Origin of the sequence: Mycobacterium sp. (assembly GCF_032162605.1) — a bacterium.
Taxonomy (GTDB): domain Bacteria; phylum Actinomycetota; class Actinomycetes; order Mycobacteriales; family Mycobacteriaceae; genus Mycobacterium.
Genome location: NZ_JAVROT010000201.1, coordinates 1 through 3,204 on the forward strand (window position 1 = coordinate 1; position 3,204 = coordinate 3,204).

General features: G+C 62.7%; 4 protein-coding genes. 2 read left to right on the forward strand and 2 right to left on the reverse strand.

Going from position 1 to position 3,204, the window contains the following annotated elements; all coding sequences use genetic code 11:
- Window positions 1-1,056: purine-cytosine permease family protein (locus QOI01_RS12640; RefSeq protein WP_526381371.1), on the reverse strand; the 1,056-nt coding region annotated here is incomplete at its 3' end.
- Between the two features lie 202 nt (window positions 1,057-1,258).
- Between QOI01_RS12640 and QOI01_RS12645 the strand changes: the two genes are divergently transcribed.
- Window positions 1,259-1,717: a helix-turn-helix transcriptional regulator gene (locus QOI01_RS12645; protein ID WP_526381373.1), complete on the forward strand. Its 459-nt coding sequence runs from the start codon at window positions 1,259-1,261 to the stop codon at window positions 1,715-1,717.
- 355 nt (window positions 1,718-2,072) lie between these two features.
- Window positions 2,073-2,759 (forward strand): sensor domain-containing protein, encoded by a 687-nt coding sequence (locus QOI01_RS12650; RefSeq protein WP_526381375.1) that lies wholly within the window; start codon window positions 2,073-2,075, stop codon window positions 2,757-2,759.
- 145 nt (window positions 2,760-2,904) lie between these two features.
- Here QOI01_RS12650 and QOI01_RS12655 read toward each other — a convergent pair whose 3' ends face one another.
- A complete protein-coding gene (locus tag QOI01_RS12655) occupies window positions 2,905-3,063 on the reverse strand; it encodes a hypothetical protein (RefSeq protein WP_526381377.1) in 159 nt (52 codons plus the stop codon).
- Between the last annotated feature and the right edge of the window lie 141 nt (window positions 3,064-3,204).

Below are 3,204 nucleotides of genomic sequence, written 5' to 3' on the forward strand. Positions count from 1 at the left end.
GTTCTCGCCGATGAGCAAGGCCGGGATGAGGGAGAGCACCGCGGTGAAAGTGATGGTGATGATGCGCACCGTGGCCGTCGGGCGGACCTTCTTGAACGAGTCGATCGCACTGATCAAGGTGAGTGACCCGCCATACATGTTCAAGGCGGTGACCGATATGAGGCCGAGCGTGGAAAAGACGAGGGCGATGGCTCCGAAGCCCGGAAACAGGTGATCACCGGCCGCCTTGAGCGATGCGATCGTATCGAAGTCGGCTCCTTCCCAGGCGGCCAGCGCGGCACCCAGGCACATCAGCCAGATCGCGCCGAGCGCAGAGCCCCCGTACGTCCATAGGAATGTCTTGCGGACGGTGACCGACGGGGGAAGGTAGCGGGAGTAGTCCGAAACATAGATGGCCCAGCTGATCTGGTAGCCGGCGACCGCGCCGAACTGGATGAGGAAGGGAGTCCATTTGAAGCCGCCGAGGTCGAAGGACCCCGCCGGATAGCCAAGCGTGCAGACCGCGATCGTGAGGAGCCCGAAAATGACGAGGAAGCCCGCCGTCAACCACCGTTCGACACCGTGGATGAGGTCGTAGCCGACCAGCGCCACCATCGCGGCAACCACGGTGGCAACGACGATCCACATCTTGCTGGGGCCATGAACGGTCGAGTGCAGGGCGTCGCCGGCCAATATGGTGTTGAAGATGTTGAAGCCTGCGTACTGAAGGTACGCGAACGCCCAGACCAGCAGCGCGCCCACGTAGCCGAACTGCGGGCGTGACTGGATCATCTGGGGCAACCCCAGCTGTGGGCCTTGGGCTGAGTGGAAGGCCATGAAGAACGTGCCGAACAGGACTCCCCCGATGATCGCCAGCATCGACCAGATCAGATTGCCGCCCCCGACGACCGAGAATGTGCCGACCGCCAGCGTCGCGATCTGGGCGTTGCTCATGAACCACAACGGGCCCTGGCTCCATACCTTGCCGTGCCGTTCGTCCAGTGGCACATAGTCAATGGAGCGCAACTCGATTCGCGCGAAACGTCCAGGAGTTGCGGGTGACGTTTGACCGGACACGCGGCCTCCTTGCTCGAAGGACATGACTGACAAGTCCTGGTAGCCGACGTGCAAGGCGCCGGCGCCTGTCGGCCCGACGTGATCGTATGCCTGAGCGGCTTCCCCCTGGCGTTTTCGACCAGAAGACTTACATAGGTGACAGCTCGCCCATCATGACGCCGCCCGCTTCGGGGACCGCACCGGTCGGGAGGCCTTCGCCGACGTGGCTGCCACCATCGATGGTGCGCTGGCCCGCACGCAGCATGCCTATGCCCGGGCGCTCATCGACCGCGACGCCGCGGCGCTCTACGCCGCCGCCAACGCCTTCTCCGACATCGACGCACTGCTCTACGTCGCCGATGCCGCCACCCAAGCCGCCGTGTTGTTCGAGTCAGCGAATCAGCGCCGGCGCCACCTCGACTCCGCTGCGGTCGCCGACCGCGTTGCCACCGCCTGTGGTGACATACAGACTCTCGCACTGAGTTTGGCAGCCAATCCGCTGCCGTTGAGTACCCGGGAACGCGAGATCGCCAACCTCGCTGCACGAGGTCTGTCCGACCGCGACATCGCCGAACGCCTCACCGTCTCCCTCCGCACGGTCGAGGGCCACATCTACCGCGCCTGCATCAAGCTCGACGTCACCGACCGCGAAGCGCTCGCCGTCCTCATCCGAAAGACGTGATCGATTGCTCCCGCCCCAGATTGCGGCCGGCCTGAGCGGGTTGCCCGAACGCAGGACGTTTAGCGGGCAGTTCATCCAGCCACACCGGGTTGGGCAGCCAACACCCAGACGAACTGTCCAAGCGCCATTTCTACTCGGCTGCCACCCCGCGCCGGGACCAGGCCGATCGCAGGACCGCTCAGAGCTGTGCTCGACCCACCAATCGTTATCAAGAACAACGGTGATCGTTATCAGGAAACACCGTTCAACCTCGCATAGGCGTCGGCGGCATTACTGGACCATGTCTTCACGTGCCGCGCTATGGAGATATCGCGCCACGGTGTCGGTTGCGCTCGGCTCGAATAGGGAGGAACACATGCGCCAACCAACGGCCGCAATTGCTATTGCAGTCATCTGTGTTCTGATCACTGGGTGCGCCGTCACAAAAGGCAACGCCGAGTCGACGACGACCACCCGACCGATGATTCCGCGCCCTCTTGTTGAGCGTGAGTTGGCCGAGTTGCTGCTCAGCACGGAACAGGTGAATGTCGCGATGGGGGCGACCGGAATGACGGTCACGAATACGCACAGCGCGATGTCTGACAACAGCGCCACCATGGCGCCGCAGGAGTGCCTCGCCATCGACGGCGCGGCGGAAGCCCCGGTCTATGGCAACAGCGGTAACTTGGCCGAGCGCGATCAGAGCCTCAACGACGGCGATAAGTTCACGCACTACTTCAAACAGGCGGTGGTGTTGTTTCCTACCGTGGAAAGAGCCGGTACCTTCTTCGATGCCTCCGCCCAGCAGTCGCCGGCCTGCCGCCAGTACAGCCACACGCAGAGCGAGTCGCAGTGGTCTGTCGGGCAGATCTCCAATGCGAATGGCACACTGAGCACCACTGCGACTCAACAGGACGCCAGTGCCCCCGGCTGGGGCTGTGGACGCGCGCTGGCGCTCAGCAACAATGTCATTATCGACATCAACACGTGCAGCGCTAACCCCGCTGACTCGGCGTTGAAGATTGCCGACCACATCGCCGCGAACGTAACTGCGCGGTGGTAAGACTGCTACCTCGGCCGCCCTCCGGACAAGATCAGATGGTGCTCGTTTCCACGACCAGCGATGATGTTAGGGCGAATCACCGAGCAGTGGCGAGCATCTCGGCGATATCGACGAACTTCACACGGGTTCGGCCTATTTCGGCGCCTCACCAGAGTGCATCGGCATCGGTGGTCTGCCACTGTTTCCACATCAACGGCGCCGCGCCGCGCGGCGCGCGCATGATGTCGAACACCGACGCACCGGTGAGGCTCGCGACACGCTGTCCCGCATCGTTTTTCCCAAGAGGATGGATGATCGTCATCATCCATGAAATGACGTCGGGGTGGGAAGCATGTGCTGGCCTGGCTGGACAGCATGTCGATGGCCATGGCCCGCTAGTGGCCAGATAAACCAAGTTATCGGGTTACTTGGCTGTGTCCATTTGTCCGTGTCTTTGAACTGCAAC